The sequence below is a fragment of the Actinoplanes sp. NPDC049668 genome (assembly GCF_044465445.1).
Lineage (GTDB): Bacteria > Actinomycetota > Actinomycetes > Mycobacteriales > Micromonosporaceae > Actinoplanes.
This window is the reverse complement of record NZ_JBITLR010000006.1, coordinates 482,512-507,952: the sequence shown is the minus strand read 5'-3', so window position 1 is coordinate 507,952 and position 25,441 is coordinate 482,512. Positions and strand designations below refer to the sequence as shown.

The 25,441-nt window shown below is 72.2% G+C and carries 21 protein-coding genes and 3 tRNA genes; 9 read left to right on the top strand and 15 right to left on the bottom strand.

Annotated elements, in window-relative coordinates; genetic code table 11:
* Positions 1-2: 2 nt before the first annotated feature.
* Positions 3-1,868 carry an ATP-binding protein gene (locus ACIBSW_RS26905; protein ID WP_354729062.1) on the bottom strand — a complete coding sequence of 622 codons (1,866 nt, stop codon included), beginning with the start codon at positions 1,866-1,868 and terminating at the stop codon, positions 3-5.
* 202 nt (positions 1,869-2,070) lie between these two features.
* On the opposite strand from ACIBSW_RS26905, the gene ACIBSW_RS26900 reads away from it, so the two are divergent.
* Positions 2,071-2,841, top strand: coding sequence for a hypothetical protein (locus tag ACIBSW_RS26900; RefSeq protein WP_354729064.1), 771 nt, complete (start codon positions 2,071-2,073; stop codon positions 2,839-2,841).
* On the opposite strand, the gene ACIBSW_RS26895 is transcribed toward ACIBSW_RS26900, so the two are convergent.
* From ACIBSW_RS26895 to ACIBSW_RS26875, 5 genes are all read right to left on the bottom strand, one after another.
* Complete coding sequence (locus tag ACIBSW_RS26895) at positions 2,826-4,592, bottom strand: hypothetical protein (protein WP_354729066.1); 1,767 nt, start codon at positions 4,590-4,592, stop codon at positions 2,826-2,828. The genes ACIBSW_RS26900 and ACIBSW_RS26895 overlap by 16 nt on opposite strands.
* A gap of 91 nt (positions 4,593-4,683) precedes the next feature.
* Positions 4,684-5,040, bottom strand: a complete 357-nt coding sequence (locus tag ACIBSW_RS26890; RefSeq protein WP_354729068.1) for a YciI family protein — start codon at positions 5,038-5,040, stop codon at positions 4,684-4,686.
* A gap of 93 nt (positions 5,041-5,133) precedes the next feature.
* Positions 5,134-5,206, bottom strand: a tRNA-Val gene (locus ACIBSW_RS26885).
* Between the two features lie 8 nt (positions 5,207-5,214).
* Positions 5,215-5,286 (bottom strand) — tRNA-Asn (locus ACIBSW_RS26880).
* An 8-nt stretch (positions 5,287-5,294) separates the two neighbouring features.
* Positions 5,295-5,367, bottom strand: a tRNA-Thr gene (locus ACIBSW_RS26875).
* A 273-nt stretch (positions 5,368-5,640) separates the two neighbouring features.
* Here ACIBSW_RS26875 and ACIBSW_RS26870 point away from each other — a divergent pair.
* Positions 5,641-6,057 carry a VOC family protein gene (locus ACIBSW_RS26870; protein WP_354729070.1) on the top strand — a complete coding sequence of 139 codons (417 nt, stop codon included), beginning with the start codon at positions 5,641-5,643 and terminating at the stop codon, positions 6,055-6,057.
* 81 nt (positions 6,058-6,138) lie between these two features.
* The gene (locus tag ACIBSW_RS26865; RefSeq protein WP_354729072.1) at positions 6,139-9,249 is read left to right on the top strand and encodes an AAA family ATPase; all 3,111 of its coding nucleotides are present in this window, start codon (positions 6,139-6,141) and stop codon (positions 9,247-9,249) included.
* Here the strand turns inward: ACIBSW_RS26865 and ACIBSW_RS26860 are convergent.
* Positions 9,186-11,225: an alpha/beta fold hydrolase gene (locus tag ACIBSW_RS26860; protein WP_354729074.1), complete on the bottom strand. Its 2,040-nt coding sequence runs from the start codon at positions 11,223-11,225 to the stop codon at positions 9,186-9,188. The two genes, ACIBSW_RS26865 and ACIBSW_RS26860, sit on opposite strands and share 64 nt — an antisense overlap.
* A 93-nt stretch (positions 11,226-11,318) precedes the next feature.
* Here ACIBSW_RS26860 and ACIBSW_RS26855 point away from each other — a divergent pair, with 93 nt between their 5' ends.
* Positions 11,319-12,362 (top strand): class I SAM-dependent methyltransferase, encoded by a 1,044-nt coding sequence (locus ACIBSW_RS26855; RefSeq protein ID WP_354729076.1) that lies wholly within the window; start codon positions 11,319-11,321, stop codon positions 12,360-12,362.
* Positions 12,363-12,414: 52 nt separating this feature from the next.
* On the opposite strand, the gene ACIBSW_RS26850 is transcribed toward ACIBSW_RS26855, so the two are convergent.
* The 4 genes from ACIBSW_RS26850 to msrA all read right to left on the bottom strand — a co-directional run bounded on the left by ACIBSW_RS26850 (position 12,415) and on the right by msrA (position 17,631).
* Positions 12,415-14,469 carry a M14 family zinc carboxypeptidase gene (locus ACIBSW_RS26850; RefSeq protein ID WP_354729078.1) on the bottom strand — a complete coding sequence of 685 codons (2,055 nt, stop codon included), beginning with the start codon at positions 14,467-14,469 and terminating at the stop codon, positions 12,415-12,417.
* Positions 14,470-14,536: 67 nt separating this feature from the next.
* On the bottom strand, positions 14,537-16,594 hold the full coding sequence (locus tag ACIBSW_RS26845) for a cellulase family glycosylhydrolase (RefSeq protein ID WP_404799464.1): 2,058 nt from the start codon (positions 16,592-16,594) through the stop codon (positions 14,537-14,539).
* A gap of 86 nt (positions 16,595-16,680) precedes the next feature.
* Entirely contained in the window at positions 16,681-17,028 is a 348-nt protein-coding gene (locus ACIBSW_RS26840; RefSeq protein ID WP_354729080.1) for a hypothetical protein, read from the bottom strand.
* Positions 17,029-17,127: 99 nt separating this feature from the next.
* On the bottom strand, positions 17,128-17,631 hold the full coding sequence (msrA, locus tag ACIBSW_RS26835) for a peptide-methionine (S)-S-oxide reductase MsrA (protein WP_354729082.1): 504 nt from the start codon (positions 17,629-17,631) through the stop codon (positions 17,128-17,130).
* A gap of 141 nt (positions 17,632-17,772) precedes the next feature.
* On the opposite strand from msrA, the gene ACIBSW_RS26830 reads away from it, so the two are divergent.
* Positions 17,773-18,585 carry a M15 family metallopeptidase gene (locus ACIBSW_RS26830; protein WP_354729084.1) on the top strand — a complete coding sequence of 271 codons (813 nt, stop codon included), beginning with the start codon at positions 17,773-17,775 and terminating at the stop codon, positions 18,583-18,585.
* A gap of 2 nt (positions 18,586-18,587) precedes the next feature.
* Here the strand turns inward: ACIBSW_RS26830 and ACIBSW_RS26825 are convergent, their stop codons facing one another.
* The gene (locus ACIBSW_RS26825; RefSeq protein ID WP_404799463.1) at positions 18,588-19,436 is read right to left on the bottom strand and encodes a hypothetical protein; all 849 of its coding nucleotides are present in this window, start codon (positions 19,434-19,436) and stop codon (positions 18,588-18,590) included.
* A 177-nt stretch (positions 19,437-19,613) separates the two neighbouring features.
* Between ACIBSW_RS26825 and ACIBSW_RS26820 the strand changes: the two genes are divergently transcribed.
* On the top strand, positions 19,614-20,912 hold the full coding sequence (locus ACIBSW_RS26820; protein WP_354723895.1) for a tetratricopeptide repeat protein: 1,299 nt from the start codon (positions 19,614-19,616) through the stop codon (positions 20,910-20,912).
* 12 nt (positions 20,913-20,924) lie between these two features.
* Here ACIBSW_RS26820 and ACIBSW_RS26815 read toward each other — a convergent pair whose 3' ends face one another.
* Together ACIBSW_RS26815 and ACIBSW_RS26810 are read right to left on the bottom strand one after the other, a co-directional pair.
* The gene (locus ACIBSW_RS26815; RefSeq protein ID WP_354723986.1) at positions 20,925-21,434 is read right to left on the bottom strand and encodes a class I SAM-dependent methyltransferase; all 510 of its coding nucleotides are present in this window, start codon (positions 21,432-21,434) and stop codon (positions 20,925-20,927) included.
* A 144-nt stretch (positions 21,435-21,578) separates the two neighbouring features.
* Positions 21,579-23,018 carry an LVIVD repeat-containing protein gene (locus ACIBSW_RS26810; protein WP_404799462.1) on the bottom strand — a complete coding sequence of 480 codons (1,440 nt, stop codon included), beginning with the start codon at positions 23,016-23,018 and terminating at the stop codon, positions 21,579-21,581.
* A 129-nt stretch (positions 23,019-23,147) separates the two neighbouring features.
* Between ACIBSW_RS26810 and ACIBSW_RS26805 the strand changes: the two genes are divergently transcribed.
* From ACIBSW_RS26805 to ACIBSW_RS26795, 3 genes are all read left to right on the top strand, one after another.
* Entirely contained in the window at positions 23,148-23,813 is a 666-nt protein-coding gene (locus ACIBSW_RS26805; RefSeq protein ID WP_354723899.1) for a DUF305 domain-containing protein, read from the top strand.
* 71 nt (positions 23,814-23,884) lie between these two features.
* The gene (locus ACIBSW_RS26800) at positions 23,885-24,175 is read left to right on the top strand and encodes a hypothetical protein (RefSeq protein ID WP_354723900.1); all 291 of its coding nucleotides are present in this window, start codon (positions 23,885-23,887) and stop codon (positions 24,173-24,175) included.
* A gap of 103 nt (positions 24,176-24,278) precedes the next feature.
* Complete coding sequence (locus ACIBSW_RS26795; protein ID WP_354723902.1) at positions 24,279-25,052, top strand: hypothetical protein; 774 nt, start codon at positions 24,279-24,281, stop codon at positions 25,050-25,052.
* Positions 25,053-25,234: 182 nt separating this feature from the next.
* Here ACIBSW_RS26795 and ACIBSW_RS26790 read toward each other — a convergent pair whose 3' ends face one another.
* A complete protein-coding gene (locus tag ACIBSW_RS26790) occupies positions 25,235-25,381 on the bottom strand; it encodes a hypothetical protein (protein WP_354723903.1) in 147 nt (48 codons plus the stop codon).
* Positions 25,382-25,441: the final 60 nt, after the last annotated feature.

Below are 25,441 nucleotides of genomic sequence, written 5' to 3'. Positions count from 1 at the left end.
CGTCAGCGCTGCCCACCGACGGTTTCGGAGGAGGCGGCGGTCAGCACGCGGTGGATCCGGTCGAGCAACTCGTCGGCGTTGAACGGCTTCTGGATCAGCTCGACCTCGTGATCGATGATCTCCTGGGCACCCAGCAGGCGCTCGGTGTACCCGGACATGAAGAGCACGGGCAGCCCGGGCTGGCTCTGCTGGGCGAACCTGGCCACCGTCGGGCCGGGCATGTTGGGCAGGATGACGTCGCTGAGCAGCAGGTCGAAGCGCTTGTGCTCGAGCTCCGTCAGCGCGCTCGGCCCGTCGGCGGCCGCGGTGACGGCGTAGCCGTGCTCCTTGAGGATGCGCACCACGAGGTCCCGCACGCCCTCCTCGTCCTCGACGACGAGCACATGCTGGCCGTGCGCGACGGGCGGGCGTACCGGTGCCGACTCGCGGTCCTGCGCCGCCGGCTCGGCTGCGACCGGGAGCAGCAGCCGGAACGTGGTGCCCACGCCGACCTCGGATTCGACGCCGATGCCGCCGGCGGCCTCGGACACGATGCCGTAGACCGTGGCCAGGCCGAGGCCCGTGCCGCGGTCCTTGGCCTTCGTCGTGAAGAACGGCTCGAAGATGTGTGCGACCAGCTCCGGCGGGATGCCCGTGCCGGTGTCGCGGACCACGAGCTGGACGTAGGACCCGGGCCGGATCGCGGGGTGAACGCCGATCGGCTCCTCGTCGATCTCGGTGGTGCCGGCCTCCACCGAGATGGCGCCGCCCTGCGGCATGGCGTCCCGCGCGTTGATGATGAGGTTCAGCAGGACCTGGTCCAGCTGGGTCCGGTCGGCGTGCACCATGAGGGGCTGCTGTGCGCGGCGCACGACCAGCTCGATGTGCTCGCCGAGCATCGGGGCGAGCAGGTCGCGGGAGTCGGCGAGGGTCAGGTTCAGGTCCATCGCCTCGGCGTTGCCCGGCTCGGACCTGGCGAAGATCAACAGCTGGCGGCAGAGCAGCCGGGCCCGGTCGGCGGCGCCGCGGACCCGGGCCAGGTCGTCCTGCGCGGTGCCGACGCCGGCGCCCTGCTCGATGGCGAAGTCGGTGTAGTTGAGGATGATCGCGAGCAGGTTGTTGAAGTCGTGCGCCACGCCGCCGGCGAGCCGGCCCAGGCTCTCCAGCCGTTCGGCCTGCGCCGACCGCTCGCTCACCATGCGTTCGCGGGCCTCCATGGCCCGCTTCGCCGTGAGATCCCGGTGGGTTGCGCAGACCTCGAAGAGGTCACCGTTGCGGTCGAGCAGGCCCGCGACGCTGACGGACACGGTCAGCTTGGTGCCGTCCTTGCGGATCCGCCCGGTCTCCAGCTCGTCGAGCCGATGCCGGTGAGCCAACCCGGCGATCAGCGTGATTTCGTCCGCCGAGGCGCCGAGCATCATGACGCTGCTCCCGATCGCCTCCCGCGCCGTGTATCCGTAGATGCGCTCCGCGGCCGGATTCCATCCGGTTATGTGGCCGTTCAGGGACGAGGTGATGATCGCGTCCCGGGACCCCCGGACGATCTCCGCCAGCCTCGCCCGGCTCTTGGCCCCCTGCTCCTCCGCGACCTGCCGGTTGTACGCCAGGGCGACGCACAGCCCGGAGATACAGAGGATCAGCAGCAGGAGCTTGGACTCGACAGTCGAGGCCCACAGGCCCTTGGCCGTGGCGATCCAGATGGTCAGCACCAGCGCGTATGCGCCGATGGCGGCGACGGCGCGGGGCCTGGCGGTGCCGACCGCAAGGCACGGTCCGAGCACCATCATGCCGATGGCCAACGTCTTCCCCGGCATCAACACGGCGCAGACGCCCGCCACGGTCACGGCCAGCACTGACACGGCCAGCAGCGTTCCCGACGTCGTCCGCACGCGGCGGTCCATGTCCGCCAGTGCGGCTCGCCCGCGGTTCCGAAGCGCTGAGATGTGGAACATGACCGGACCCCGTTCCGCACGGCCCAGGTGCACTTTGCGTACGTTAGGAGATATGCGGTGATCACCCATACCGTACCTGCGTGGTGGCGACGGCGGATGCCCTTCGGAACCATGGCCGCAGTCCCGGCGTCGGACGGGGGTGCGTCTGCTGACTCTCGCCGGCGAGGCCCTGGTCGGGCTCGTCGTGCTCGCCGGTTCGATCCACGCGCCGCATGTCCGGGTGCCCGGCCCTCCGATGGATCCCGGCGACGCCGTGTTGCAGGTGAAGGAGTGGCGCAGCCTGGTCGGCCCCTCCGAGCGGGCCGAGATTCCCGAGGTCACCATCCTGGGCGGCGGCCGCGTGATCGTCCCGGCCGGCCAGGACGGTGCGCTGCAACGGGCCGCCGAGCACACGCTCACGCCCGACGAGTACCGGTACGTCTACCGCCTGGCACACCAGGCCGGGCTCGCCCGGAACCGGAACCATTCCTCGCCGATCGAGGCCACCGACGGCTCGCTGCTGGTGGTGACGCTGCGATCGGGCGGCCGGACCTACACCACGACCGTGACGAGTCCCTGGGGCGAGGAGACGGGACCGCGCGGCCGGATCGTCAAGTTCCGCCGGACGCTGAACGCCCTGGTCGCCGGTAGGGCGACCACCCCGTACCGGCCGGGGATGCATGCCGCGCTCGTCACCGGTGGATTCGGCGGCCGGGAGAGCCGACCGTGGCCGGGCGGGACCGGGCTCCTGCCCGGCGTCCGCACCTACGTCGGCCTCTGCACACCGCTCACCGACGTGCCGCCGGAGGCGACCGGCACCGCGCAGTGGACATCCGGCGACGAGATCCTCTGGGTGACACTCCGGCCGATGCTGCCGCACGAGCGGGCCTGTGCCGATCTCGACCGGCACACACCTCAGTCCAACGTGTAGAGGATGTCCGGGCCGATGTCGCGGCGGGTGACGCCGGGGGTCGGCGGGGCGCGCAGCACCGCCTCGAACGGGGTGCCGAGCACCCGGTCGCGGATCACCACGACGCTGCGTATGCCCAGTCCGCGCAGGCGGTCCAGGCTGGGTGCGCTGGGGAACGTCACCATCAGGTCGCGGATCGCCTGGTGGTCGGGGGTGGTGATGCTCGACGCGCCGTTGACCATGGTCGGAAAGCCCGCCGTGGACCACAGCGCGATGTTCAGGTCGATGCCCTCGTCGGACGGCAGCACGATCAGCGGGGCCGGCGCCGCGGCCAGCGCCGCGGGGGCCGCGGGCAGGGCCACGTGGTCCAGCTTCGGCAGGCCCTCGAACAGGACCACGAGCAGCAGGGGCACGGCGACGACCCGGGCTGCGACGCGGGCATGCTCGCGGCCGGTGACCGCGACGGCGCGGCGGCTCAGGTGGGTGATCAGGCCCGCGGCGAGGACACCGAGCAGCAGGGTCGGCCAGAGGATCAGCCGGCCGGGGGTGCGGGCGCCGTCGAAGCCGGGCAGGTACAGGAAGACGTACCGGTACAGCGGGCCGTTGGTGCCCAGCGCGAGCAGGACACCGACCACTATCGCGGCGCCGAGCAGCACCCGCTGCCGCACGGTCCAGATCGAGGCGAACAGGCCGACGGCGGCCAGCGCGTACAGCACGAAGCCGCAGAGCAGGACCTTCTCGTTCGGGGCGTTGCCCATCGCGGCCCGGGCCGGTTCGTGCCAGGCGCCCCAGGGCAGCGACGGGCGCGGGGCGGCCAGCAGCCCGCGCCAGGTCGGCGAGAACAGCGCGACATACTCCCAGGATCGCGGGGTCTCCGGGTGGAGTTCGCGGACGTGCAGGTAGACCTGGGCCAGGTAGCCGGTGACGGCGGCGAAGGCGAGGCCGCCGCCGACGTCGGCCAGGAGCAGGCGCCGGTCCAGCGCGGGGCGGCCGGTGATCAGCCAGCCCGCGACGGCCGCCAGGCATGCGGCCAGGAGCAGGTAGACGAAGGGCAGGCCGATCCCGAAGCCGAGGGTGATCTGCCAGGCGGCGACGAGCCAGCCCGCGAGCGCCCAGCCGGGCCGGACCCGTTCCGGCCGGTAGCCGTGGGTCAGCGACCAGCCGTGACCGCGGGCGAGCATCGCGACGGCGAGCGCGATCCCGCCGGTGGACAGGATGTTCAGGTGTCCGTCGTGGCCGTAACGCCAGGGCGCGAAGGCGAACGCCGCACCGGCGACCGCGGCGCCGACCCGGTTGGCGCCGAGCTGCCGGACCAGGGCGTAGCCGCCCAGGTAGGCGAGGGCGAAGGCCAGCACGAAGAGGATGTTGTAGCGCAGGATGGCGTCGGCCGGCCCGCTGCCGAGCAGGCCGGCCGGCGCGTACCCGAGCAGGCTGTCGGTGAACGCGAGCCCGTAGGTGTCGGGGTAGAACGCGTTGGTGTTCCACAGGCCGTCGAGCCCGTTGCGGAGCGCGTGGCCGTTCCAGGCGACCAGCCAGGCCTGACCGCTCGGGTCGCCCCCGTCGCCGATGATGGTCCGGGCCGGATTGGCCACCCTCACCGGGACGCTTCCGGCCGTCATCACCCATTGGGCGTACGGCGGAAGCAGCCAGATCATCGCCACCGCGAGCAGTAGCGCCGAGACGCAGGCCGTCACCCACTCGTGCCGGGTGAACGCCCGCAGGCGCTGCAGCCGCGGACGTTCCGCAGCCGGTTCCGCCAGCGATTCGTCCACTATGGTGGATTGAGCCGACACCCCCGCACCCCCGCCGCGTCGCCTGTCGGCCTGAAGCTAACACCCGCGCGGCAAGTGAGATAGATGTTGCTCAATTGGCGGACATCGGCTTGAATCGGCGAACCTCCTGGGGCCAGCCGCACGCCGCCGCGACCTTGCCGGCCCACGATCTGGCCGCCTCCTCGTCGGGCACCTCCACGATGGCCAGTCCGCCCAGGAACTCCTTGCTTTCGACGTAGGGCCCGTCGGTGAACAACATCGTGCCGCTCGTATCGTCGGCGCTGAAGACCGGGCCGTCCCCTTCCTCCAGCCCTCCGGCGAAGACGAACACGCCGGCGGCCTTCATCTCGTCGATGACCGCCCTGGCGAGTGGCCCGCGTCCACGGAACCACTCCTCGGAGTGCTCGCCCACCCACTGCTGGTTGAAGTAGATGAGGTACTCGGCCATGTTCGCTCCCTCGGCTCGGCCGGACCCGATGTCCGACTCCACCTACGCTACGAACGACGCCCGGCAGATCCGACAACCTCCGGCCGCAATTCGTGCCCGCGCCAGGACTTGAACCTGGGACACCCGGTTTGTAGGACCGGTGCTCTTCCAGCTGAGCTACGCGGGCGGGTACAGCTCCGGCGGGTGGACTCGAACCACCACCGTACGGATTAACAGTCCGCTGCCCTGCCATTGGGCGACGCCGGATCGAACAGGGCCAGCGGCCGGCCTCGAACCGGCTTCCTCCTGTTTACAAGACAGGCGCAGATCCCGTTCTGCTTCGCTGGCATAGAAAAACCGCCCGGACCTCGGCTCGAGGTGGGCGGCGCGAACGCGACTACCGCCGCGCTACCCGCTCCACCGCACATGGCCGACCGTCGTACCCGCGGTCACGGAATTGTGCTGCTGCGACATGACGTTCGGCTCCCCTCAAGGTCTGGAACCAGTCTGCGCAACGCCCGGCGCACCCACCACCGAATTATTTCGGTGACGCGTGTCGAGGTGCGGCCGCCGGCTCCGACTCAGGGGTACGAACCCGGATCGCCGAGAAGGAGAACAACCGTGAACTGGACGCTTGAAGTCGTCATCGTCCCGGTCAGCGACATCGACCGCGCCAAGGCCTTCTACGCCGACCAGCTCGGCTTCAACGTGGACCACGACGTTCGCCTCGGCGAGGGCAAGCGCCTCGTCCAGTTCACCCCGCCGGGCTCGGGCTGCTCGGTGGTCATCGGCGAGGGCGTGGTCCCCGACATGGCGCCCGGCTCGCTGCGCGGCCTGCAGTTGGTGGTCGCGGATGTCGTCGCGGCGCACGCCGAGCTGGTCGAGCGCGGCGTCAAGGTAAGCGACGTGACCGTCCTCGACGGCGACGCGGACAAGCTGGCCCGCGGCGGCACCGCCCTGGACAACGTCGGATACGTGTTCTTCGACGACCCGGACGGCAACGGCTGGGCCGTGCAGCAGATCTCGGCGCGGGGCTGACAGTCGCATTGCGGCATGCGGGTTGACCAGGGCAGGGGCCGGGCGTACTAAGGCGGCATGGGCCGGATCCGGATACAGCTCGTGGGGCCACTCGTGGTCACCCGCGACGGCCGGACGCGGTCCGCGGCCGAGATCGGCAGCCGCAAGGCACGTCAGTTGCTGGCGCTGCTCGCGACCGCCCGCGGCCGGGTCGTCACGGTCGACCGCATCGTGGGCGTGCTGTGGCCCGGCCGGCCGCCGCGGCGGCCGGCGGAGAACGTCGCCACGCTGGTCAGCCGGGTCCGGGCCGCGCTCGGGCCCGGCGCGCTGGTCGGCGGGCGGGCCGGCTACCGGCTCGGCGACGACGTCGCGACGGACGTGCACGAGGCCGAGCTGCTGCTGGCGGACGCGGAGAGCCGACTCGTCCCGGAGCCCGCCCTGGCCCGCGCCGCGGCACAGGCCGCGGCGGGCCGGCTCGGGCCCGCGATGCTGCTGGCCGACGAGCCGGAGGCCGACTGGGTGCGCGCGGCCCGGACCGACCACGCGGAGCGGCTGCGCCGGGCCCGCCGGGTGATCGCCGAGGCGGGACTGCGGACCGGCCTGCCGGCGCTGGCCCGCGACGCGGCCTCGGAGGCGCTGGCCGACGACCCGTTCGACGAGGAGGCCTGCCGGTCGCTGATGCGGGCGTACGACGCCCTCGGCGAGCCGGTCCGGTCGCTGGCGGCGTTCGACGGCCTGCGCCGGGTCCTCGCCGACGAGCTGGGCGTCGACCCGGCGGCGGCGACCCGGGCGCTGCACGTCGCCATCCTGCGCGGCGACGCGGACCGGCCACCGGGCGGCGGCGCGACGACCGGGCTGGCCGGCCGCGACCGAGAGCTGGCGGAGCTGGCCCGGTCGTGGCAGGACGCCTGCGCCGGGCGCGGCGCGGTCGTGCTGATCGGCGGCGAGGCCGGCATCGGCAAGACCCGGCTCGCCGACGAGCTCGCCCGGCGGGCGGCGCCGGCCGGGCGGGTGGTCACCACCCGCTGCTACGAGGCCGAGCGGTCGCTGTTCCTGCAGCCGATCGTCGAGGCGCTGACCCGGCTGGTGGTCACGCTGCCCGCCGAGCGGATCCGGGCCGCCGCCGCCGACCGCGCGGGTGCGCTGGCCGCGCTGGTGCCCGAGGCCGCCGGGCTGCTGGGTGCGGCACCGCGGGAGCACGGCAGCCCGGATGCGCAGCGGCGGCGGGCCTACGACGCGGTCGTCACGTTCCTGCGGCGCCTGGCCCGCGAGGAGACCCTGCTGCTGACCGTCGACGACCTGCAGAACGCGGGAACCGCGACCGTTGAGCTGCTGCACTACCTGGCCCGCCACGTCGGGGACGCCCGGCTGCTGGTGGTCGCCACCGTGCGCGACGGCGAGGGCCGGCGGGCGCTGTCCACGCTGCGACCGGTCGCCCGGACGGTGGAGCTCGCCGCGCTGGACACGGCCGCGATCCTGACCCTGGCCACCGCGGCCGGGCATCCCGAGCACGCCGGACAGATCGAGCGGCGTACCCGGGGGCACACGCTGTTCGTGGTGGAGAGCCTGCGCGCGCTCACCGCCGGCGAGCCGGGGGTGCCGGAGACGCTGCGGGCCGGGGTGCTCGCCCGGGTGCAGCGGGCCGGCGGGCACGCCGAGGAGCTGCTGCGCGCGGCGGCGGTGCTGGGCCCGTCGTTCGCGCCGGCCACCGTCGCGGGGCTGCTCGGGCTGGCCGTGCAGGAGACCACCCGGCGCTGCGAGGCCCTGCTGCGCACCCGGCTGACGGTGGTCGCCGGGCCCGCGTACGAGTTCGCGAACGACCTGGTGCAGGAGGTGCTGTACTCCTCGACGCCCGCGCCGACCCGGATCGCCTACCACCAGCGCGCGGCCGACCTGCTCGGCGGCAACCCCGAGGCGGTCGCCGGGCACGCGGCGGCCGCGGGTGACGATCGCCGCGCCGCGCGGGCCTGGCTGGCCGCCGGGCAGCGCGCGGCCGGCCGGTACGCGATGGCCGACGCCGAGGCGCTGTACGACCACGCGATCGAGGCCGCCGCCCGGACCGGCGACGCCGAACTGCTCGGCCGCGGCCAGCTCGCCCGCGGCCGGGTACGCGAAACGGCGTTCCGCTTCGACGAGGCGCTGGCCGACCACGGCGTCGCGGTCCGCGTCGCCCGGGAGACCGGCGACCGCAGGCTGGAGATGGCCGCGCTGTACGAGCTGGGCGGTCCGGCGTGGACCGGTCTCGGGCGCCCGGTCGACGGCGCCGTCGGCCACATCCGGGCGGGGCTGCGCCTCGCCGAGCAGCTGGGCGACCGGGGCGCGGAGGCGCGGCTGCTCGGCTGGCTGGCCGTGCTGAACTGCAACCGGCTGCGGTTCGGCGAGGCGTTCGGGCACGCCCGGCGCTCGCAGGAGGCGGCGCTGGCCTCCGGCGACGAGGCGGCGCAGCTGGCCGCCTGGGACGCCCGCAAGACCACGCACGCGTACCTGGGTCACGTGACCGAGCTGGCCGCGGTGCTCGACGAGATGGAACCGCGGGTCCGCCGCGCCGGAGACCTGCGGCTGCTGCAGTGGTGCGTGTTCGAGTCGTCCTTCCCCCACCTCGCCGCGGGACGCTGGCGGGACGCGGAGGACCTCGTACGGCGGGCCATCGCGATCAATCTGCGCTCCGGCTACACCAGCTACACCGCCTGGTACATCGCGCACCTCGGCTGGATCGCGCGGCTGGCCGGGCGGACCGGCGACGCGATCGAGCACGGCCGCCGGGCGGCCGGGATGGAGTCGCACGCCTGGTTCGCCGCCGCGGTCCAGGCGATGTACGCGACGACGCTGCTCGACGCCGGCGAGACCGCCGCCGCGGTGCCGGTGCTCGAGCGTGGCCTGGCCGGCTGCGCGACCCACCTCACGGCGGCGTACCGGCTGCGGTGCCTGGCGCCGCTGGCGGAGGCGACCGGCTCGGCCGCCGTGCTCGCCGACGCCGACGCGGCGCTGCGCGAGATCGACGAGCCCTGGCTGTACGGCTCCGACGTCTACCTGTCGGTGGCCCGCGCCTGGCGGGCCCGCGGCGACGACCACCGCGCGGCCGGGATCATCGACCCGCTGCTCGCCGCCGGGCGGCGTACCGGCTGGATCGCTCCCCTGCGCGGGGCCGCTCAGATCAGCTCGGCCAGCAGCCGGGCCGCCCTCTCGGCGCCGTCGGTCTCCACCGGCCGGTAGTCGACCGGCCTGCCGATCTCGGCGACGATCGCGGCCGCCAACGCCTCCGGTTCGGTGTCGGCCCAGTCGAGGCACCGTCCCGCCCGGTACGCGTCGAGCCGGTGCCGGACGTGCCGGTTCTGCTCGAAGTGGTTGCGCAGCGGAACGTACAGGAACGGACGGCGGTACGCGGTCAGCGTCATCGTCGTCGACAGGCCGCCGTGGGTGATCGCCAGGTCGCAGCTCGCGAGGAGGCGGTCGAGGCGATCCACGTACCCGCGGATCTCGAGTCCCTCGTGCCCACCCAGGCGCGCCCGGTCGATCCGGGGCCCGGCCACGACGATCATCCGCAGGCCGGGCAGCGCGCGGCGGGCCAGCGGGAAGGCCGCGATCACGCGGCGCAGCAGGTCCTCGCCGGTTCCGGAGCCGCCGACGGTGGCGACGCAGAGCAGCTCCTCGCGGGGCGCGGCCGCTGGCGGCGGCCCGATGTAGCCGGAGAAGTCGAAGTGCGACATCGTCCACTCGCGCACGGACGGCAGGCCGGGGCCGAGCGGGTCCTCGACCAGGTCCGTCGGGTTGCCCACGAAGATCGCCCGGTCGCGCAGCCGCGGCCACCGCGCCACGTGCTCGATCATCTCGGCGTTGTAGTCGGCGGTCAGCCCGGCCTCGGCGGCGCCGCCGCCGGGCATCGGCAGCCAGCCGACGAAGTCGGTGAGCCACGCGTACGGCGCGCGCTTGAGTTTCGGGTTCTCGTGCAGGAAGTGGTCGAGCTCCCAGGCCTCGTCGCCGACCCAGAGGTCGTAGTGCTCGTTCTCCACCAGGTCGGCGAAGAGCATGAAGTTGGCGACCAGGATCGCGTCCATCCGCCGGACCGCCTGGAACGCGTGCAGGTCGTGCACGCCCGCCTCGGCGTCGACGTGCGCGGCCTCCGACGCGAGGTAGCGCGAGGCCGGATGGACCCGCTCGCCGCGGCGGGTCAGCACCTCGGTGATCGGGTGCTGGGCCAGCCAGTCGACCTCGAGGCCCGGATGCTCGCGGCGCAGCGCCTCGACGACGGCGACGTCGCGTTCCACGTGCCCGAGCCCGATCGGCGAGGACAGGTAGAGGACCCGCTCGGCCCGGCCGCGCCGGGGCGGCGCCGGCGCGGGTGCCGGCGGGCGGATGAGGTCGCGCAGCAGGTGGTTCACCTCGACCGGCCACCGGGCGTGCGGCAGGTGCCCGGCACCCTCCAGGACCACGTCGCGGGCTCCGGTCAGCTCGGCGATGCCGGTCATCTGCCCGACCGGGCGGCAGCGGTCCTCGGACCCGCGGATCACCAGGACCGGGCACCGTACGGCGCGCAGCAGCCGCTCGGCGGAGTCCCGGTCGGCGACGCACAGCTCGGCGCCCATGCTGGCGATCAGCACCTCGGGGGTGGTCTGCGCCGCCCAGCCGACCGCGTCCTCCCGCAGTTTGCTGGAGTGCGGATCGTTGATCACGGTGTCGAAGAAGAACCGGGCGAAGCCCGGGTAGTCGCGCCGCCAGTAGTGGCGGTTGCACTTCGCCCAGCCCTCGTCGGTGTCCAGCTCCGCGTCGAAGTCGTACACGGTGCGCTCGGGCCGGGGCGGCGCCAGGAACGGGCCGGCCGGGCCGATCGCCGCGACGCCGGCGACCCGGTCCGGGTGCCGGGCGGCGGCGACCAGCGCGAGCCAGGCACCGGAGCAGAGGCCGGCCAGCACCGCGCGCTCGGTCCCGGTCTCCGCCAGCACCGCGAGCAGCTGCCCCACCTGGGCGTTGTCGCCGTAGGCGGCCGGGTCCAGCGGCCGGTCCGACGCTCCGTTGCCGGGCGGGTCGTAGGTGACGACCCGGAAGAGCCGGCTCAGGTAGGGCACCTGGGCCTTCCAGTGCTGCGAGTCGACGATCGGCCAGGTCGGCATGAGGACCACGGTCGGCTCGTTGCTGTCCCCGAGGACCCGGTAGGCGATCCGGACCCCGTCGTGCTCGGCGTATCCCCGCATGCCGCCCATGCTCCACCCGGCCGTTGCAACGCGATTGCAATCCCGGCTCCCAGCCTGATCACACCAGCGAAAAGCCTTTAAGGAGCGACTGAGATGGATCAGGACAAGTTGATGGCCTTCCTCGGCACGTTCGTCGGCGACCTGGGCGCCACGATGGCCGCGGGCAGCGTCGTCATCGGTGAGCGGCTGGGCCTGTACCGGGCCCTGGCGCAGAAGGCGCAGACGCCGCAGGAGCTCGCCGACGCGACCGGCACCGACGCCCGTTACGTCGAGGAGTGGCTGCGCGGCCAGGCCGCCGGCGGGTACGTGCGGTACGACGACGGCGTCTACTCGATGACCGAGGAGCAGGCCTTCGCGCTCACCGACCCCGACGGGCCGGTGTTCGTGCCCGGCGCGTTCCAGCTGGCGCTCGGCTCGCTGCAGGCGCTGCCACAGATCACCGAGGCGGTCCGTACCGGCGCCGGCGTCGGCTGGCACGAGCACGACACGGAGGTGTTCGAGGGGTGTGAGCGCTTCTTCCGGCCGGGCTACCTGGCCAACCTGACCACCGCCTGGCTGCCCGCGCTCGACGGCGTGGAGGAGAAGCTGCGCGGCGGGGCGCGGGTCGCCGACATCGGGTGCGGGCACGGCGCGTCGACGGTGCTGATGGCGAGGTCCTATCCGGGCGCGACGTTCCACGGCTCCGACTATCACGGCCCGTCGATCGACGAGGCGCGGCGCCGGGCCGAGGACGCCGGGGTCGCCGACCGGACGTCGTTCGAGGCGGCCAGCGCGCAGACGTTCGGCGGCGGGCCGTACGACGTGGTGACCACGTTCGACGCGCTGCACGACATGGGCGACCCGCTGGGCGCCGCCCGGCACGTCCGCGAGTCGCTGGCGCCGGACGGCACCTGGATGATCGTCGAGCCGTTCGCCGGCGACTCGGTCGCCGACAACCTCAACCCGGTCGGCCGGGTGTACTACTCGTTCTCCACGTTCCTGTGCGTACCGAACGCGCTGTCCCAGCAGGGCGGGTACGCGCTCGGCGCGCAGGCCGGCGAGGCGGCGATCCGGCGGCTCGCCACGGACGCGGGCTTCACCCGCTTCCAGCGGGTCGCGGAGACGCCGTTCAACATCGTGTACGAGGCGCGCCCCTGAGTCGCGCACTCCGGTGGCCGGGCCGGGCGCCCGGCCACCGGTGTCACGGGCGTCAGGGCAGGGCCGCGCCCCGGTCACGGGCGATGCGTACCAGCTCCAACAGTCCGTCGGCGTACTCCTGCGACTCCGCGTGCGCCTCGTCGAACGGCGGCTGGAAGCCCATGCCGTCCCACTCCTGCGTCGCCTCGTTCCAGCGGTCGTTGCCCACCTCGAAGTTCCAGGCCACGATCCCCAGGTCGTAGTACAGGTGGTCGGCCGAGTTCCCAGCGGCGGAGTAGAGCACGTCCGCCACCGGCCCGGTGTACGCGGGCCACGTCACCGTCCCCCGCGAGGCCGCGATCGCGCCGACGATGCGGCGGGCGCTGTCCTGGAAGTACTTCGACTCGTCGATCGACGGCCGGGGCAGCGTGACCCGGCCCGCCGCCTTGTACGCGCCCGGCGACCACATGAAGTAGCCACCGTAGCTGTGCACGTTCAGCGAGAACCTGATGTTCGGGTGCGCCTCCGCGAGCGCCACCACGTTGCGGCTCTCCGCCTCCGACAGCTCGGCGGTGCCCGCGTAGGTGCCCGACAGGCAGTTGGCGCTCGCGCCGACGTACCCGTCGAAGTAGGAGCCGACCGCGTAGTTGCGGTTCACGTCGACGCCCCACGAGTCACGCCGGGCGGGATCGCGTGCTGCGCCCGTACAGTGATTGACCAGGTTCTTTCTTTGGAAGTTGAAGTCGTTGAAGGAGTAGTTGGCGCCGTCCGGGTTCACCGTCGGGATGACGAAGACCTCGACCGCGTTGAGCAGCGCGCGCGTCTCGGCGTCCCGCGCGTAGTTGGCCAGCAGCCGCTCCGCGAACTCCATCGTGACCAGCGGCGTCGCCCACTCGCGGGCGTGCTCCTGCGAATAGGTCATGATCCCGATCTTGGAGCCGTCGCGGACCGCGCCGATGCGCAGCGCCTGCACCGTCCACGGCCGCCGCGGCACCTCGGCACCCTCGAGGCCGTCGTCCAGCCGCGCCGGGCCCGCGACCGGCATGGGCAAGCCCGCCGAGCCGTCCTCGACGACGGCGCGGAACCGCTGCGGGTAGCGCGCCGTGATCAGGGCCGCCACGTCGTCGGTCGAGCTGATCACCTTGCCGCCGGCGTCGGTCGCGAGGGTCACGGTCAGGACCCGGTCCCGGTACGCCGCGCCGAGCGGGCGGTTCGGCCGCCCCGGATCGACGGTGCGCACCTGTACGCCGTTCAGCCCCTGGTCGCCGAACTTCACCGACTCGACCACGACGGCGGCCGTCGCCGGATCGCCGAGGTAAGCCGCCGCCGTGCGCCGGTAGCCCTGCGTCTTGTTCGGCAGGTTCAGCACGTCGACCAGGCGTGGGTACTGCCGGGCCAGGCGCCGGATCCGGGCGCTGATGTCGGTCGGCGTCAGGTACGCGTCGATGAAGTCCTTCTGGTATCCGGCCGGCTGCGGCGGCGGGGTGGCGTTCGGCCAGGCGGCCGGGGTGATCACCCGCGAGGTGCCGCCGAGGCTCGAGGTCGCGCTCACCCGGGTCGGCTGCGCGGGCAGCCGCTGCGGCAGCGCCACGTGGTACTGGTATTCGCCCGAGTCCTCGAACCGGGACAGCGGGTAGCTGCCCGTCGTACCGTCGGCGGTCGTCCAGGTCACGGTGATCTCGACGTCGGGATCGTCGGACGCCGAGGTGGCCACCTGGGTCTGCAGGAACGTCCTGCCCTCGCTGGTCCACCAGTACGCCTGCAGGAACTGCAGCGTGTCCTCGGCGGCCGCCGCAGCCCGCTGGGCGCGTCCGGATTCGGTCGGGATCACCTGTACGGCCACCGCGCCGCGCGCGGTCAGCGCGTCCAGCTCCCGCCCGGTGACCACCAGGTCGGCCAGGACCTGGCCCGGGGTGCTGCGCGGGCGCGCGGCGACGTCCGCGCCCTCGGCGACGAGCTGCCGGAACATCGCCTCGTCGGGCAGCCGGAAGCGGACCAGGGCGGACGCCGTATCGGCCAGCTCGACCGGGTCGGACGGCGCCGCGAGGCCCGCTCCCGGATGGGTGAGCAGCCCGGCGGTGAGAACGGCTGCGGCGGCGGTGGCCGCCCAGCGTCGTCTGGTTGACATCGAACCTCCTGCGACATCGAAGGATGTTGTTGCCAACACCAGTCGATACATAGATTCGTGTCAACTCCTATGTCAGCGAGCCGGTGACATTGCCGCCGGACCTGGTCACGTAGTAGGTCAGCACCGCGCCGCTCCAGAAGTGGAACTTGAGCGTCACCCGGGCGTTGTCGTTCACCTCGGCGAAGAAGTCCGCGGTCAGGGTGATCGTTCCGGCGCTGTAGTTCGGCGCGAACGTGCGGTCGAACTCCTTGTACGGCGTCCAGTTCTGCGGGCCGGCGTTGCTGCCGTCGGCGTAGTTCGCCTCCATCGTGGCCAGTTGGTCGCCGCGGAACGCCGTCGTGACGGCGAAGGAGCTCGTCGTGCCGGTCGCGTTCTGCAGCACGGGGACGTCGTAGGTGATGATGTTGATGCGCCACGGCACGCCGGTGGAGAAGCGGGCGGAGAGGACGGCGTTCACCCCGTACGCTCTCGATCCGGTCAGTCGGGTGAGCGCCGCCGCGGTGAGCGTGAGCTGGTCGCCCGACAGGGTGTAGTCGGTGCCGCGGACCAGGTCGGTGCTGCCCTGGCGCAGCGCCCTGAACGTCGCGCCGTTCGGGTTGAGCGTGATGGTCTTGCTGGTGATGGCCGACGCCTTGGCGTTGAAGATCTGGTCCGTCGAGGCCGTTCCCGAGCGCGTGGTCCAGCTCGACCTGATCGCTGCGATCAGCTCCGGGTCGGACCACTGCAACGAGGTACGGCCGAAGTGCTGGCCGTTGTCCCAGAGCATCGTGGTGACCCGCTTCGCCCGGGCCTGGTAGCCGAACAGTTCGAAGAACTTCAGCTTCTCGCCCTGCTCGATGGTCCCGGTGTGCCGGTCGAAGCCCAGCAGGCCGTATTCGCCGATGATGACGGGGATGCCCCGGGCGAGGAACGTGTTGTAGACCCGGTCGAACGTGTCGGTGAGGTCCTTCTGCGCCGTCGCGTCGAAGTGCGTGCCGCCGGCGATGTTCACGCTGAACGGCCAGTAGCCGTAGTAGTGGACGGTCGCGATCAGGTTGGGGTCGTTCATCGCGGTGAACGTCGCAGCCAGCTCGTCGAGCCGGGCCTGGTCGGCCGAGGTGTGCAGGGTCGGCAGGACCAGCAGCCGGGTGGCGTTGCCGCCGCCGGAGTTGCGCACGATGGTGCGGAACGACGTGTTGAGCTCGCCGAGCAGGGTGGCGTTCTGCGCGTCGCCCGAGCTGCCGGTGAACTGCGGCTCGTTGACGCTCTCGAAGACGAGCTTCGCCGACGAGCCGCGGAAGGCGGCGGCCACCTGGGTCCAGATCGCGTTGTACCGGGCCAGCACCGTCGCGCGGTCGCCCGGCATGGCCGCCATCCACTGCCAGGAGTCGTGGTGGACGTTGATCATCACGTAGAAGCCGTCGGCGAGGGCCCAGTCGACGACCTCCTTGACCCGGTTGAGGTAGGCCGCCTCGATCGCGTAGTTCGGGGCCGCGCCCTGGTGCTGGCCCCAGGTGACCGGGATGCGGATGCTCTTGAAGCCCTGCGCCCTGACGCCCTCGAGCAGCGCCTCGGTGACCCGGGGGTTGCCCCACGAGGTCTCGTCCGCGCCGGTGGCGTCCAGCGAGTTGCCCAGGTTCCAGCCGGGCTGCATCGCCGCCACCTCGGCCATCGCGTTGCCGGTCGGCGGCGGCGTCGAGGGCTGGCCGGTGGTGGGTGTCGGCGTGGGCACGCTGCCGGTGCAGGCCGTTCCGTTGAGCGTGAACGCCGTCGGCGCGGCGTTGCCGCCGGTCCAGGCGCCGTTGAATCCGAAGGAGGTTGAGGCGTTCGTGGCGATGGCGGCGTTGTAGCCGACGTTGGCGGCGGTCACCTGGGCTCCGGACGCGGTGATCGTCGCGTTCCAGGCCTGGGTGACCGTCTGCCCGGAGGGGAACGCCCAGCCCAGCCGCCAGCCGTTGATCGGATCGCCGAGGTTGGTCACCGTGACGTTGGCGGTGAAGCCGCCCGACCACTGGCTCTGCACGGCATAGGCGACCCGGCAGCCCGCCGCCGCGGCGGCGCCGGTGGCCGCGCCGACGAACAGTCCACCGAGGAGCGCGACCGCGCTGCCCATGACCAGGCCGACCCGCCACCGGAATCCGCGCATGATGCCCCCTCCGAAGGTGAACTACCTGCGGAGATTAATTCTGGATTCCAAACTATGTCAATCGATGGAGGTGGATTGTAGTGCCGTCAGGTCCAGCCGGCGTCCCGGCAGGCCTGCGCGAAGCCGTCGGCTCCGGTCTCCCACTCCTTGGTGGTGCCGTTGGCGCTGCGGCCCATCGCCGCCGCCCGCTCCGAGATCGCCTCGTTGTCGCTCTGCGCCGACGACGCGTTCACCTTGTCCGCCAGGGCGAGCCGCTCGGCCTTGGTCCCGGCGTCGTCGACGCCGGCGGCGAAGTCGTCACACGCCTGCGTAGCGGGACCGTCCAATGTGCCCGGGCCATCGTCGTTGCGGGCGGACCGGCCGACCGCCAGTCCAATGAGGATCAGCACGGCAACGCCGGCCACCAGCGCGATCTGGCGCTTGTTGACGCTCACCTTCAACGGTCTCCACTCTGCGGTCCGGCCCGGTCGGGATGCAGAGTATCGGTGCCGGCACGCGCCGCGCGCCGGCCGTCGCCCGGCCGGGGCCCGCGGTCAGCCCGCGCGGCGGGGCAGCTTCCAGCCCGGGCGCGCGAAGTGACAGGTGTAGCCGTCCGGGATGCGTTCCAGGTAGTCCTGGTGCTCCGGCTCGGCCTCCCAGAACGGGCCCGCCGCGGTGACCTCGGTGACGACCTTGCCCGGCCACAGCCCCGAGGCGTCCACGTCGGCGATGGTGTCCTCGGCGACGCGCTTCTGCTCGTCGTCGGCGTAGAAGATCGCCGAGCGGTAGCTCGCCCCGATGTCGTTGCCCTGCCGGTTGACGGTCGACGGGTCGTGGATCTGGAAGAAGAACTCGAGCAGGTCCCGGTACGAGGTCACGGCCGGGTCGAAGGTGATCTCGATCGCCTCGGCGTGGGTGCCGTGGTTGCGGTAGGTGGCGTTGGGCACGTCGCCACCCGTGTAGCCGACCCGGGTGGAGATCACCCCGGGCCGCTTACGGATCAGGTCCTGCATCCCCCAGAAACAGCCTCCGGCGAGTACGGCCTTCTCTGCGCTCATCGCGATACACCTCTTCCTCAGCGACCTGCTTCAGGAACGGTAGCGCGCCGCGGGCGGGAGTCTCACGGTGGAACGCTCGCGGTGTGAGGACTTTTCGGATTTTGCCTACCTCGGGTGTTGATCCATAGCGTAATGGGGCGTGTGAAACGGCTCGCCACACTCCTCAGCGCCCTGCTCCTCGCCACCTTCCAGCCCTTCGTCACACCGTCCCCCGCCGCCGCGGATATACCGACGCCCGCCGTCGCCGCTCCCCCTTTTCATGTAGTGCGGCCGGGCGAGACGATCAAGAGCATCGCCGGGGCACACGGGATCCGCCGCCGCGACCTGCGTGCCTGGAACGGCATCGTCAAGCCCAACCAGCCCAGCGTCGACGGCGTGCTGAACCTGGCCAAGCCGCCCGCCGGCCGCCTCACCGGCTGGCGCTCCTGGGTCGAGACGGTGACGCCCGCCGCCCTCAACTGGGACGCCGCGGCCAAATGCCCGGTCGAGCCGGCGGAGCTGCGCAAGGTCTGGGTCACCTACATCGACTTCTACGGCGCCGCACACCAGGGCAGCATCGTCGTGCACGAGAGCATCGCCACCCGGACCCAGCGGGCGTTCCAGGCGCTGTACCGGATGCGGTTCCGGATACAGGGCATGAGCCCGATGTCGCTGAACGCGCCCTACATCTCGGACATGGGCACGGTCTCGGCCGCATACAGCTGCCGCCGGGTCGGCGGGAGCAACACCTGGTCACAGCACGCGTACGGCCTGGCGATCGACGTCAACCCGGTACAGAACCCGATGGTCCGCGACACCCCGGCGGAGACCGGCTTCCAGGGGCGCGAGCTGTACCGCCGCGGCATGATGCACGCCGACGGCGCGGTCCGGGCCTTCACCGACCAGGGCTTCTACTGGGGCGGCCGATGGACCACCCTCAAGGACTACATGCACTACAGCACGAACGACCGCTGACGTTACGCGCCGACCGGGCGGATCCACGGGTCGAGGATCAGGTGGTCGAGGCCGATCGCGGCGAACTTGTCGTACAGCGGCTGCGTCAGCTGGATCATCTGCACCCGCATCTTGCCGTCTTCCGACGTGGCCAGGTAGATGTCCGAAGCGGGGTCGTCCATCAGCGCACCGACCGCCTGGCCGGTGGTGGCCTGCAGCGTGTTCTCGGCGGCGATGCTGTGCCCGCCGGGTGCGGCGACCACGCAGAGGTTGTCGGTGTAGATCGCGGTCAACGCCGCCCGGGCCTGCTTCACGTCGCCGCTCACCACCTCGACCACCAGGATGCGGGCGTTGCCGACGTGCGTCGCGAAGGGCTCCGCGAACTGGTCGGCATGGGCCTGCAGATACTCGCGGACCTGGTCGTCGACCCAGTCCTCGCCGTCGCGCCAGCCACCGGCCGGCGCCGGGCACGGCGGGGTGTCCGGCAGATCGGAGTCCCCGAGCACGCCGGCCGACGTGGGCGCGTACGGCATCCGCTGGATGTCGGACAAAACGGTCGGATGCCACCGGCCGCGCAGCGTCACACCGCCCGTCGGTCTGACGCCCGGCACCCGGATGCCAAACGGGCAGGTATCGCTGCCGACCGGGCCCGGCGCGCACAGCTCACCATCCTCGACCGAACCGCTCGCCTCGACGAGGTCGCCGTCCCGGACGATCAGCTCGGCCCGCCCCGCTGGAACGACCGCCACCGGCGCCGCCACAACGAAAGCCGGCACCGGTGCGGGCTCCGGTGTTGCCCGGTCAGTGACGACCAGGACCCCCACGGCCAGGATCATGACCGCCACCAGCCAGTCGCGCCGATTCCTGTCCACCGGTCAGACGCTAGGCGGTGATCAACTTCCTGGCCTCCCCCGGGCCAACCAACTGCACGTCCGAACGGAGGAGGGTGGATCGCTTGTCAGATCATGGTCGTTGGGGTCGGCCGGGTCGGTGTCGGTCGTATGGTGCTGGCCGGGAGGCGGGAATCGTTGGTTCGTGATGGGTCGGCGGTGACGGTCGGTCGATGGGTGGAGGTGCACCGGCTGGCGGTCGCCGGCCGGGAGTCCGCGATCGCCCGGGAGGTCGGGCACCGGGTGGCGAGGGCGTGGCTGCCCCGGTCCCGGTTCGCCGACGTGGCCACCCTGGCAGCCGCGACCCTGACGCTCGGCCCGGACGCCGAATCCTTCTACCACCTGGGCTGGGCCGAATCCTCCACCGGGCAGCCCCGACAGGCGTTGGTCAACTACGAGCAGGCCCTGCACCGGTATCGCGAGGCCGGCGACCGCGGCGGCGAGGCCGCCACCCTCACCAGCATCGGCCTTGTCTACGACGGGCTCGGGGACCGGCAGCAGGCCCTGGCCTACTACCAGCAGGCCCTGCCCATCCGGCGGGAGGTCGGCGGCCGCGCCGGCGAGGCCGCCACCCTCAACAACATCGGCCTCGTGTACGACAATCTCGGGGACCGGCAGCAGGCCCTGACCCACTACCAGCAGGCCCTGCCCCTGACCCGGGAGGCCGGCGAACGCGTCGGCGAGGCCGCCACCCTCAGCAACATCGGCCTCGTGTACCACGGACTCGGGGACCGGCAGCGGGCCCTGGACTACTACCGGCAGGCCCTGCCCATCCGGCGGGAGGTCGGCGACCGCGCCGGCGAGGCCAGCACCCTGCACAACATCGGCAGCGTGTACAACGGGCTCGGGGACCGGCAGCAGGGCCTGGCCTATTTCCTGCAGTCCCTGGCCATCCGGCGGGAGGTCGGCGATCGCGCGGGCGAAGCCGCCACCCTCAACAACATCGGCAGCGTGTACAACGGACTCGGGGACCGGCAGCAGGCCCTGGACTACTACCGGCAGGCCCTGGCCATCCGGCAGGAGGTCGGCGACCGCGCCGGCGAGGCCACCACCTTCACCAACATCGGCGGCGTGTACCACGGGCTCGGGGACCAGCAGCAGGCCCTGGACTACCTCCGGCAGGCCCTGCCCATCCGGCGGGAGGTCGGCGACCGCGCCGGCGAGGCCGTCACCCTCAACAACATCGGCGCCGTGCACAACGGGCTCGGCGACCGGCAACAGGCCCTGGCCTACTTCCGGCAGGCCCTGCCCATCCTGCGGGAGGTGGGCGACCGCGCCGGCGAAGCCGCCACCCGGTTCAACATCGCGATGATCCATCGGGCGGAACGCAATCTCGACCAGGCGGTCGACGAGCTGGAAATCGTCGTCGACCTCGACCGCCAGGTCGGCCGCCCGAGCCTCGAATCCGACACCGCCGTGCTCGAACAGGTACGCCGAGAACGAGCTGGAGCGACCTGATCACTCGAGGGGTCAGGCGGGACGAAGCAGGGCGACGATGAAGTCCGACGTGCTGGAGAACGGGCGCAGGTCCCAGGTGGAGAGCAGCACGTCCGGGACGAGGCCGGCGGTCGCCGCGTCGGTCAGGAACTCGTCGAACGGGTAGCCGCGGCCGGCGCCGAAGCCGATGACCACCCGGCCGCCGTCGGCGAGGTGGCGGCGCATCCGGCGGAGGATCTCGGTGCGGGTGCCCGCGGCGACGAAGGTCATCACGTTGCCGGCGCAGACGACCACGTCGAAGCGGTCCGGCAGGTCCAGCTCGGCCAGGTCGCCGGTGCGCCAGGTGGGTCCCGGATGGTCCTCCTCGGCGGCCGCGATCAGCTCGGGGTCGAGGTCGACGCCGGTGACGTCGTGGCCGCGTACCCCCAGCGCGCCGCCGACCCGGCCGGCGCCGCAGCCCGCGTCCAGGATCCGGGAGCCGCGGGGGAGCATCGCGTCGATCAGGCGGGCCTCGCCGGCCAGGTCGACGCCCTCCTTGGCCATGGTCCGGAACCGCTCGATGTACCAGCGCGAGTGGCCCGGGTTCTCGGAGATCTTCTGTAACCAGAGGTTTTCCACGTCCGATCACACTGCCAGACGCGGAGGGCCCGGTCTCGCGAAGAGGCCGGGCCCACACTCACGCGGGTGTCACCAGTGACGGTAGTTGTCCTGGGTCTGCGCGTTGAACAGATCCGTGCGCGCCCAGCGGGCCGAGTTGGTCCGCCGGTCGTCCAGCTTCAGCACATCCAGACCCTTGACGATGTCGTGGGAGTAGATGTACCCGTTGTACCAGTACGCCGACCACGAGCCGCCCAGCACCAGGGTGGTGGCCGAGATGGGTCCACGCTCCCAGTACGCGATCTCCTTGGGCTTGCGCGAGTTGGTGAAGTCCCAGACCGAGACGCCGCCCTGGTACCAGGCCTGCACCATGATGTCGCGGCCCGGCACCGGGATCAGCGAGCCGTTGTGCGCCACGCAGTTCTCGGTGTCGGTGTTGGCCCGCGGGATCTTGAAGTAGCTGCGGAACTCCAGCTTGCGCTTGGCGCCCCGGCCGACGATGTCGTAGATCGCGTCGGCGCCGCGGTTCGGGCCGACCGTCGTGTTGCAGGTGGCACCGGCGCCGCCGCCGAGCTCGTCCGTGAAGACGACCTTGGTGGCCTTGTTGTTGAACGTCGCCGAGTGCCAGAAGGCGAAGTTCACGGTGTCGCGCACCGTGGTGATCACCTTCGGCGCGGTCCGGTCGGAGATGTCGAAGAGCACGCCGTCACCCATGCAGGCGCCGGCGGCGATGTTCTTCTCCGGGTACGCGGTGATGTCGTGGCAGCCCGTCGTCGGGGACTGGCCCTCGCCACCGCCGCCGTAGCCGCCGTCCGGGAACAGCACGGGCGTCGCCACCACGGCGGCGTCCGCGGGGTTGCGCAGCGGCACCCGGACGATCGAGATCTTGTCGTGCGGCAGTGCGCAGTTCGGCAGGTCCGCCGCCGCCAGGTTGTACGACGACACGTACAGGTAGACCGACCTGTCGCCGCGCTTGCCCGGCACCAGCGTCTGGGTGTGCGAGCCGCAGACTGTCTTGACCGACTTGACGTAGACCGGCGTCAGCGGGTTGCTGATGTCGAAGATCTTGATGCCTTCCCAGCGGTCGCCGGGTACGGCGGCCGTCGAGCCGGCGTTGTCGCAGGAGTCGTTCGTCCGCTGCGAGTCGGTGCCCAGGAACAGCAGGTTGCCGTGGACCGAGACGTCGTTCTGCGAGCCGGGGCAGACCACCTGGGCCGCGACGGCCGGCGCCTTCGGGTTTCTGATGTCATAGACCGTGAAGCCGTTGTAATTGCCGCCGTATGCGTACTTGCCCTTGAAGGCCCAGTCCGTGTTGAAAGAGTTCGCGAACGGGCCCGCCTTCGGCAGAAAAGCGACCTGTTTGAGGTTCGGCGTGCTAGCTATCTCGTCGACGCCTGGCGGGGTGCCGGGGTCGGCAGGTGCCTGCGCCATACCGCTCGAGGGCGCCGTCAACAGTCCGAGCAGAACTGTCGCAACGCTGAGACAGGCCAGGCGCTTGAGCTGCCGCCCTCGTGGGGCAGAGTGCTTCATGAAGCTCCTTCCGACAGAGGCGCACCGCGGGCAGGATGGTGGCACTTACGGTGCGCATTCACCATGGTCGTTACAGTAGTTGCCCGAGCCTGGGCGCGGGGGTATTTGTTACCGGCACGAAGGGATTCGATGAGTCGGCATAGGACATTTACGCTGATCGCGGCCACGGCAGCGGTTCTGGCCGCCGGCGCGGCGGTGGTCGCCGCCCGCTCGGGCGACGATTCGAGGGCCGCGGCGCCGCGGCCGAGCGCGAGCGCGAGCACGCCGCCGGTCCGGGTGATCCTGCCCGGCAGGCCCGGCGAATCCGCGCGGGTGACCGACTCGGGTCAGGTCGGCTCGCTCGGCGGCTCGACCTACAACACCATCGACGTCACGTTCGTGCAGATGATGATCGTGCACCACGAGCAGGCGCTCGAGATGGCGGCGCTGGCGCCGGAGCGCGCCGGCGACACCGGGCTGCGCAACCTGGCGGCGCGGATCAGCGCCGCGCAGGGCCCGGAGATCGTCTGGCTGAGGCGCTGGCTCGCGGACCGCAAGCTGGCCGAGGCCGGCGCGGCGCATGACCACAGCACGATGCCCGGCATGCAGACGCCCGCCGATCTGGCGGCGCTGGCCGGCGCCCGCGGCGCCGAGTTCGACCGCAGGTTCATCGCGATGATGACCGCGCACCACAAGGGCGCGATCCAGATGGCCGGCGACGTCCTGGCCGGCGGCACGGACCAGACGCTCTACGAGCTGGCCAACGAGATGGCGGTGGAGCAGGGCAGCGAGATCCGCCGGATGGAGCAGCTCTAGTAATCGTTGGCTGGATCACGTATCGAGCCGTGGAGATGCGTGGTCCCCGCCCGGCCCGATAGATTGTCGATGTGCCGTTCGTCGCGTCTCTGCTGCTCGCGGCGCTGCTCGGCGCCCCGAACACGGCAGCTCTGACCGTCGACCCGCGTCCGGTGCCCATCGCCGCCGCCTCCGCCGCCTCCGCGGCATCCGTCGCGGTCACCAAGGCCACCGAGCCGCTCGCGGCCGAGCCGACCGCTCCCCCGTCGCCGGTCGCGCCGGCCGCCGGCACCCCGGCCGCCGCATCGCCCGGCGTCCGTGCCCTCGCCGACCAGTCCGGCACCGCGGCCACCGGGCCGCGCGCACCGCCACTCTCCGCCTGACCCGCCCCGCCACGCCCGGCCCGTTCTCCCCCGGTGTGCGGCGGGTCGTCTCGTCACGCCCGACATCGCATAAGTGGCACGACCGGTGGACAAGGAAGAAGTCATGGAATTCGCTCTCGCGCTCCTCGCCGGGGACGGTGGCCGCGCGGCCGCCGCCATCTGGGCGACCCTGATCCTGCTCGCCCTCCTCGCCCTCGCCGGCCTGGCCCTGCCGAGCGGCGTCCTCAGCCCGCGCCAGATCTCCGCCTGGCTCGCCGACTCGGCGGCGCGCAAGCACGCCGAGGCGCAGCGCCGGGCCGAGGCGGACGCGGAGTCGATCCGGTACGCCGAGGAGATCGCGGTGGCGGCGCGGGGCGCGGCGAACACGGCCGAGCGCCGGCGCGAGGAGTGCCAGGAGGCGCAGGCCGGCACGCAGCAGGCGTGGCAGGCCTACCAGGACGCGGACGCCGCGCTGAGCCGGGCCCGCGGCGCGGCCGCCTACGCGACGCCGGCGGGCGAGGCGGACCGGGACGAGCAGGCCGAGCGGGCCCGGGCGCTGCGCCGGTCCGCGCAGGCCGCGTACCGGCGGGGCGACCTGTCGGACTCGCAGCTGCTGGACGCGCTGACCCACCGCAACGGCTGGGACCCGACGCTGCACCCCGTCAGGCAGGAGCTCGCCCTCGCCCGGGCCGCCGTCGCGCACCGGTTCGCGGCCTACCAGGAGTGCCTGAACGCCGAGGACGCCGCCTGGCAGGCCGCCGGCGTCGCCACCGCCGCGGTCCGCACTCTGCGGCGCGAGGTCCTCGCCGCCGAGGCGCGGGCGGAGGCGGCCCGCGCCGCCCTGCCGCAGCAGGCCCGGCCGGCCCGCTCCGGTCGCCGCGCGCCGGCGACCGCCTGACCGATCACCGGCGGCGACGGCGGCATCGGCCGGGCCGTCGTCTTCCCGGTCACCGGCGGAAGACCGATTCTGTGATTTGACACCTTTGCCCTGACTTTTTCTCGGGGCGTTTGGGGGTGTCCGACGCGGGAACGTCCCGTGACATGCGAACTTCCGGGCGTGAAACTGCCACGGGCGCCGGCCTAGAGCCGCTCGGCGACCCCGAGGATCAGGGCGGCGACTTCGCCGAAGAACACGAACAGTTCGTCGTCGAAGGAGCTGACGACAAGGGCGACGGGAACGGCGGGGAGCAGGAGAGCCCCGACCGCTACGACGGTGGCCTCGATCATGAGGGACCGCCGTAGCGGCGACCGCAGGGGTGGGGCGGGCGGCCCCCTTGACCGCCCGCC